7 protein-coding genes and 1 riboswitch are annotated in these 7,300 nt (G+C 73.4%); of the genes, 6 read left to right on the top strand and 1 reads right to left on the bottom strand.

Features of this window, described 5'->3' with window-relative positions:
• On the bottom strand, positions 1 to 582 hold a 582-nt coding region (locus F6X68_RS28460), incomplete at its 3' end, for an ECF transporter S component (protein ID WP_151457140.1).
• A 73-nt stretch (positions 583 to 655) separates the two neighbouring features.
• Positions 656 to 761, bottom strand: a riboswitch (TPP riboswitch).
• Between the two features lie 200 nt (positions 762 to 961).
• On the opposite strand from F6X68_RS28460, the gene F6X68_RS28455 reads away from it, so the two are divergent.
• From F6X68_RS28455 to F6X68_RS28425, 6 genes are all read left to right on the top strand, one after another.
• Complete coding sequence (locus F6X68_RS28455) at positions 962 to 1,963, top strand: permease (protein ID WP_192581572.1); 1,002 nt, start codon at positions 962 to 964, stop codon at positions 1,961 to 1,963.
• Entirely contained in the window at positions 1,960 to 2,766 is an 807-nt protein-coding gene (locus tag F6X68_RS28450; protein ID WP_151457138.1) for a TIGR03943 family protein, read from the top strand. Before F6X68_RS28455 ends, F6X68_RS28450 begins: the two co-directional genes overlap by 4 nt.
• A gap of 56 nt (positions 2,767 to 2,822) precedes the next feature.
• Positions 2,823 to 3,653: an alpha/beta fold hydrolase gene (locus F6X68_RS28445; protein ID WP_151457137.1), complete on the top strand. Its 831-nt coding sequence runs from the start codon at positions 2,823 to 2,825 to the stop codon at positions 3,651 to 3,653.
• 56 nt (positions 3,654 to 3,709) lie between these two features.
• A complete protein-coding gene (locus F6X68_RS28440) occupies positions 3,710 to 4,474 on the top strand; it encodes a sugar isomerase domain-containing protein (protein WP_151457136.1) in 765 nt (254 codons plus the stop codon).
• 153 nt (positions 4,475 to 4,627) lie between these two features.
• Complete coding sequence (locus tag F6X68_RS28435; protein ID WP_151457135.1) at positions 4,628 to 5,134, top strand: DUF6328 family protein; 507 nt, start codon at positions 4,628 to 4,630, stop codon at positions 5,132 to 5,134.
• Between the two features lie 280 nt (positions 5,135 to 5,414).
• The coding region (locus F6X68_RS28425; protein WP_151457141.1) for an acyl-CoA dehydrogenase family protein at positions 5,415 to 7,300 on the top strand (1,886 nt) is incomplete at its 3' end.

The following is a 7,300-nucleotide window of genomic DNA, read 5'->3' as shown; positions in this document are numbered from 1 at the left end:
GCGGTCTCGGGCGGCGGGGAAGCGGTCGAGGGCGCCCGTGGTGGCCAGGGCGCGGGTCAGGGCCCAGCCGCCGGCACCCGCGACGATCGTGGCGCTGACGATGGTGAGCAGGGCGTACGGGATGCGGTAGCTGCCCAGGGCGTACTCGCTGTTCCAGACGAAGAAGTCGAACAGGGCCGCGCCGAGGCCGGTCAGCGCGCCCGCGATCAGCGCGGTGGGCAGCCGGAACGAGCGGTACCGGAACGCGGCGAAGGCCAACTCGGCGCCGAGCCCCTGGATCAGGCCCTGGACGATGGTGACGCCGCCCCACTCCGAGCCGAGCAGCGCGGAGACCGTCGCCGCCACCGCCTCGCAGAAGAGCGCCGCGCCGGGCTTGCGGATCACCAGACCGCCGAGGACGGCCGGGACCAGCCACACGCCGTACATGATCGCCTGGCTGGCGGGGAAGAACGCGAACGCCGGGTCGACGGCCCGCCACAGCAGGCCCCAGGCCCAGAAGATGACGCCGAAGGCCACCGCGATCACGGCCGCGACGACGACATCGACGGTACGCCACCGGGTGGCGGTGTTGTTGTCTCGCATGATTGCTCCCAGTCCCTAACGAGAACCAGGAGAAGACGCACGCCGCGCCCGGAACGTGCCGGACGTCGACGCGGCTGGAGGTCGACCGAACTCCCTGCGCTGGCATTACCCAGATCAGGTTCGAGGGTCTGCGGGCGGTGCCCGCACTCTCAGCGCTGTGCGCTCCCCTGTCGGATGTGAAGTTGTGGCCCGACGCTAACACCTTTGAAGATCATCGGGCAAAGTGATCTTTCCGCAGCTCACCAGCGCAGTCGATCGACGGCGTCGATTCCGGCCCGGTACTCTCGGGCGGCCACTGGGAATCCGGCAGAGGGACACGTACGTGACATCCGAGGCTGACCGCCGCGCGCCGGACGGGTCGCACCCGGGCGCGGTGGGCGTGGCCGCCCCGGGCGTACGCGAGGAGAAGCCGGCGGCGCCCCGCGGCCCGGACCGGCGGGTCGGGTCGGTGGAGGTCCTCGCCGGCCTGCTGATCCTGCTGGTCGTCTTCCGCGAGCCGCTCGCCCGGGCCCTCTCCGCGCCCCGCTTGCAGACCTGGACCACCGTCTTCGTCTCGGTCATGGTGCAGGCGGTGCCGTTCCTGGTCTTCGGGGTGCTGCTCTCCGCGGTGATCGCCGTCTTCGTGCCCCGGTCGTTCTGGGCCCGGGCGCTGCCGCGTCACCCCGCGCTCGCGGTGCCGGTGGCCAGCGCGGCCGGCGTGGTGCTGCCCGGCTGCGAGTGCGGGGCGGTGCCGATCGCCGGGTCGCTGATCCGGCGCGGGGTCACCCCGGCCGCCGCGTTGGCGTTCCTGCTCGCCGCCCCGGCGATCAACCCGATCGTGCTGACCGCCACCGCCGTGGCCTTCCCCGACGACCCGGCGATGGTCCTCGGCCGGGCCGTCGCGAGCCTGCTCGTGGCGATGGTCATGGGCTGGCTGTGGCTGCGCCTCGGCCGGGCCGACTGGATCCGGCTGCCGCGCCGGCCGGAGCTGGACGGCGGCCCGCGCGGGCGGGCGTTCTGGGGGGCGGTCCGGCACGACGTCACGCACGCCGGCGGGTTCCTGGTGATCGGCGCGGCGGCTGCCGCCACGATCAACGTCGTGGTGCCGGAGCGCTGGTTGCAGACCCTCGCCGACGAGCCGGTGCTGTCGGTGCTCGCGCTGGCCGCGCTCGCCGTGCTGCTCTCCCTCTGCTCCGAGGCGGACGCCTTCGTCGCCGCCTCGCTGTCGCAGTTCTCGCTGACCTCCCGACTGGTCTTCCTGGTGGTGGGGCCGATGGTCGACCTCAAGCTCATCTCGATGCAGGCCGGAGTCTTCGGCCGGCGGTTCGCGCTGCGGTTCGCCCCGACCACCTTCGCGGTGGCCGTCGCGGTGGCCGCCGTGACCGGGGCGGTGCTGCTGTGAACCGGCAGGCGCAGGCCGTCGTCCTGCTGCTGCTCGGCGGCGCGGTGGTCCGGGCCAGCCTCACCGACCTGCACCTGCGCTACGTCAAGGAGGGGCTGCGGCCCTTCCTGATCGCCGCCGGCCTGCTGCTGGTGGCCGCTGCGGTCATGACCCTCTTCTACGAGCTGCGCCCGCTCCTGCGGCGCACGCCCGCCGGCCACCACGACGGCCCGGCCGGTGGGTGGCGGCCCCGGCGCACACCCGGCCCCGAGGCTCACGACAACGGCTACGACGGGCACGGCGGTGACGACGGGCACGGCCACCACGAGCCGCGGGTCGGCTGGCTGCTGATCCTGCCCGTGCTGGGCCTGCTGCTGGTCGCCCCGCCGGCCCTGGGCTCGTACGCGGCCGGGCAGGCCGGCACCGCCGTCACCACCCGGCAGCAGCCGTCCGACTATCCGCCGCTGCCCGCCGGCGACCCGGTGCGGGTGACCGTGCTCGACTACGCCTCCCGGGCCCTGTTCGACCGGGGCACCTCGATCGGCGAGCGCCGGGTCCAGCTGACCGGCTTCGTCACCACCGGCCCCGACGGCCGGCCGCTGCTGGCCCGGATGGTGCTCTCCTGCTGCGCCGCCGACGGGCGGCCGGTCAAGCTGGGCCTGACCGGCGCGGCCCCCGACGGGCTCGCCGACGACACCTGGATCGAGGTGACGGGCCGCTACAGCGACCGCATCGCCCGCGACCCGGTCAACGACGCCGAGATTCCCTACCTGGACGTGGAGTCCTGGCGGCAGGTGCCCGTCCCCCGGCAACAGTACGAGTGACAGGTGGGCCCGGCAGTCCCGGGCGGCCAGGTGCGGCGCTGGGTAGGCTCACGATCATGCGGATCGAGGCCCGGGGGTTCACGTTCGACGTCCGTGTCGGCGGACCGGAGGGCGGCACGCCCGTCCTGCTGCTGCACGGCTTCCCCCAGCACGGCGGGGAGTTCGACGACGTGGTGCCCGCGCTGCACGCCGCGGGCCTGCGCACGTACGCGCCGGACCAGCGCGGCTACTCGCCGGGCGCGCGGCCCGAGGCGGTCGAGGCGTACCGGCTGCCGGAACTGGTCGCCGACGCGGTGGGCGTACTCGACGCGTTGGGCGTCGACGCGGCGCACCTGGTGGGGCACGACTGGGGCGCGGTCGTCGCCTGGGCCGTCGCGGCCCACCATCCCGAGCGGGTCCGCACGCTGACCGCGGTCTCCGTGCCGCACCCCGCCGCCATGGCGTGGGCGCTGGCCGAGGACGCGGGGCAGAAGGCGCGCTCGGCGTACATGACGGTGTTCCGCAAGCCGGGCACGGCGGAGAAGGCGCTGCTGGTGCTGGGCGCGACCGGGCTGCGCCGGATGCTGCACGGGGTCGGCGACGACGCGCGGGTGGCCGCGTACGCGGACCCGATGCGCGAGCCGGGCGCGCTGACCGCCGCCCTGAACTGGTACCGCGCGATGTCCCGCCGGGACCTGGCCGCCACCGGGCCGGTGGCGGTGCCGACCACGTACGTGTGGAGCGGTCGCGACATCGCGATCGGCCGGACCGCCGCCGAGGCGTGCGCCGAGCACGTGACCGCCGACTACCGCTTCGTCGAGCTGCCCCGGGTGAGCCACTGGATCCCCGACGAGGCGCCCGCCGCGCTGGCCGAGGCGATCCTGGCCCGGGTGCACGACCCGGTCTGACCTTCCCCGCGACACCGGCCGGCGGACGCCGGGCCCACCCCTGACGGAGGTACGACATGGACCGAGCAGACACGACGGTGAAGGCCGAGGACTTCCTGGCCGTGGTGACCGACACGATGCACCGGGTCGCCGAGAGCCAGCGCGAGGCGGTGGGGCGGGCCGCCGACCTGATCGCCGAGGCGGTACGCGCCGACGGCGTGGTCCACGCGTTCGGCACCGGCCACTCCGAGGCGCTGGCCATGGAGATCGCCGGGCGGGCCGGCGGGCTGGTCCCGACGAACCGCATCGCCCTGCGGGACCTGGTGCTGCGCGGCGGCGCCCCGGCCGACGTGCTCGGGCCGCTGCTGGAGCGCGACCCGTCGGTGGCGCACCGTCTCTACGAGCTGGCTCCCGTCAGCCCCCGGGACGTCTTCGTGCTCGCCTCCAACTCCGGCGTGAACGGCGCCATGGTGGAGTTCGCGTCGCTGGTCAGGGAGAAGGGCCACGGGCTGGTCGCGATCACCTCGGCGCAGCACTCCGGGCAGATGACCTCGCGCCACCCGTCGGGACGCAAGCTCGCCGACTTCGCCGACGTGGTGCTCGACAACGGCGCCCCGTACGGCGACGCGACGCTGCCACTGCCCGGCGGAGGTGCGGTCGGCGCGGTCTCGTCGATCACCGCGGCGCTACTGGCGCAGCAGATCACGGTCGAGGTGGTGGCGCGGCTGCTGGCGGCGGGGGAGCGGCCCCCGGTCTACCTGTCGGCCAACATCGCCGGGGGCGACGAGCACAACAACGCCCTCGAGGCCCGGTACGCGGGCCGGATCCGCCGCGGCTCCTGACGGGTTGTGGCTACGGTCGGCCGCATCATGGTCGGTACGGAACCGGCGCGTCAGACAGTGACGTGAGTCGGTTTCGCGCGTCGACGGGTGGGGCATCAGCGATGCTGCCGCCGGCCGCCCCCGCCGGCAGTACCGTCTGACCGGAGGTAGCGCGTGTCCAAGGAAACCGAGAAGCAGCGCTGGCAGCGCAACTTCGCCGACCTGCTCCAGGAGCTTCGGGTCGCCCAGACCGGCGTGCAGATCCTCTTCGCGTTCCTGCTCACCCTGCCGTTCAGCAACGGCTTCACCCGTACGAGTGGCTTCCAGAAGGACGTCTACATCGTCGCGTTGCTGGCCGCGGCCGCGGCCACCGCGATGATCATCTCTCCGGTGGCGTTCCACCGCGCGCTGTTCCGGCAGGGCCGCAAGCCGGAGCTGGTCCGGTTCGCCCACCGGATGGCCAGCGGCGGGCTCGCCTTCATGCTGATCTCGATGGTCAGCGCGGTGCTGCTGATCACCGACTTCGTGCTGGACCGGAGCATCGCCCTGGTGCTCAGCGGGCTCACCGGCCTCTGGTTCCTCACCTTCTGGGCGTTCCTGCCGTTCTCCCGCCGCAACTGGGGCGACGACGACACCGACGACGACGACGACGAGAACGAGCCACGGTCCCTCAGCGACTGACGAAGGTCGACACAACTCGATATTTACCAATCGCTACCCCTGGGTAACACCCGGGGGTAGCGTGCTGTTCGTCGAGCACGTTGACGCATCCGGACCGAGGTTCGAGGGGGCCGCCGTGACCGCGACACACAACAGCCGACCCGCGCCCGACGGATCAGGCGCCGACCAGCCGCCGCCGTCGGCCGACGCCCCGCCTGCTGCCGCCGGCACCCCGCCCGCGACCGCCGGCAACGCGCCTGCGGCCGCCGACGCCCCGCCCGCGGCCGGTGCGGCCGGGCCCCTGCCGACCGAGGCCGGTCAGGTCTCCGAGAAGGAGGCACGACAGGTCGCCGAGGCGGCCCGGGAGTCCACCTGGGATCGTCCCAGCTTCGGCAAGGAACTTTTCCTCGGCCGGTTCCGGCTCGACCTGATCAACCCTTGGCCGCGCTCCGACCCGGCGGACGTCGCCCGCGCCGACGAGTTCCTCGGCCGGTTCCGCGAGTTCCTTACCTCCGACGTGGACGGTGCGGCGATCGAGCGGGACGCGTCCATCCCGGACGAGGTGTTCCAAGGAATGGCCCGGCTCGGCGCGTTCGGCATGAAGATCGACCGGTCGTACGGCGGGCTCGGGCTCAGCAACCTGCACTACTGCCGGGCGCTCATGCTGGCCGGCTCGGTCAGCCCGGCGATCGGCGCGCTGCTCTCGGCGCACCAGTCGATCGGGGTGCCGCAGCCGCTGAAGATGTTCGGCACCGCCGAGCAGAAGCAGCGCTTCCTGCCCCGGCTCGCCGCCGGTGAGGTCTCCGCGTTCCTGCTCACCGAGCCGGACGTCGGCTCCGACCCGGCCCGACTGGCCACCACCGCCGAGCCCACGCCCGACGGCACCGGCTACCGCCTCAACGGCGTGAAGCTGTGGGCCACCAACGGCACCGTCGCCTCCCTGCTCGTGGTGATGGCCCGGGTGCCCGCCGCCGAGGGGCGGCGCGGCGGGATCACCGCCTTCGTCGTCGAGGGCGACACCGAGGGCATCACGGTCGAACGGCGCAACGCCTTCATCGGCCTGCGCGGCCTGGAGAACAGCCTGACCCGCTTCCACGACGTCTTCGTACCGAAGGAGAACGTCATCGGTGGCGAGGGAAAGGGCCTGAAGATCGCGCTGACCACCCTGAACACCGGGCGGCTGTCGCTGCCGGCGATGTGTGTCGGCGCCGGCAAGTGGGCGCTGAACGTGGCCCGGGAGTGGGCCGTCGACCGGGTGCAGTGGGGCCGGCCCGTGGGCGAGCACGAGGCGGTGGCCCAGAAGCTGTCCTTCATCGCCGCGACGACGTACGGCATGGAGACCATGCTGGACCTCTGCTGCCTGCTCGCCGACGACGACCGTAACGACATCCGGATCGAGGCGGCGCTGGTCAAGCTCTACGCCAGCGAGATGGCCTGGAAGATCGCCGACGAACTGGTGCAGATCCGGGGCGGTCGCGGCTACGAGACGGCCGACTCCCTCGCCGCGCGGGGCGAGCGACCGGCCGCCGTCGAGCAGCTGCTGCGCGACCTGCGGATCAACCGCATCTTCGAGGGCTCCACCGAGATCATGCACCTGCTCATCGCCCGGGAGGCGGTCGACGCGCACCTGTCCGTCGCCGGTGACATCATCGACCCGGACGCCGGGCTCGGCCGCAAGGCGAAGGCCGGGGCGCGGGCCGGCGCCTTCTACGCGAAGTGGCTGCCGACCCTCGCCGTCGGCAGGGGACAGCGCCCGTCGGCGTACGCCGAGTTCGGCCCGCTCGCCGGCCACCTGCGGCAGGTGGAGCGCGCCTCGCGCAAGCTGGCCCGCTCGACGTTCTACGCGATGTCCCGCTGGCAGGGCAAGATGGAGCGCAAGCAGGCGTTCCTCGGCCGGGTGGTGGACATCGGCGCGGAGCTGTTCGCGATGTCCGCGGTCTGCGTGCGCGCCTACGCCGAGCGGGACACCCGCCCCGAGAACGTCGAGCTGGCCGACCTGTTCTGCCGGCAGGCCCGGGTCCGCGTCGACGCGCTCTTCACCGCCCTGTGGGACAACACCGACTCCGTCGACACGGCCGCCGCGAAGCGGATCCTGGCCGGGCGCTACGCCGCCCTGGAGGACGGCGTGATCACCCCCGCCGACGACCTGCCCTGGGTGGCACCCTGGTCGCCCGGCCCGTCCACCGC

This window comes from Micromonospora sp. AMSO12t, assembly GCF_008806585.1.
GTDB lineage: Bacteria > Actinomycetota > Actinomycetes > Mycobacteriales > Micromonosporaceae > Micromonospora > Micromonospora reichwaldensis.
This window is presented reverse-complemented; position numbering and strand designations above follow the sequence as displayed.

Bases quoted from the DNA above. Each gene is read 5' to 3' on its own strand.
- F6X68_RS28445 (WP_151457137.1), top strand. From the start codon at position 2,823: ATGCGGATCGAGGCCCGGGGGTTCACGTTCGACGTCCGTGTCGGCGGA.
- F6X68_RS28440 (WP_151457136.1), top strand. From the start codon at position 3,710: ATGGACCGAGCAGACACGACGGTGAAGGCCGAGGACTTCCTGGCCGTG.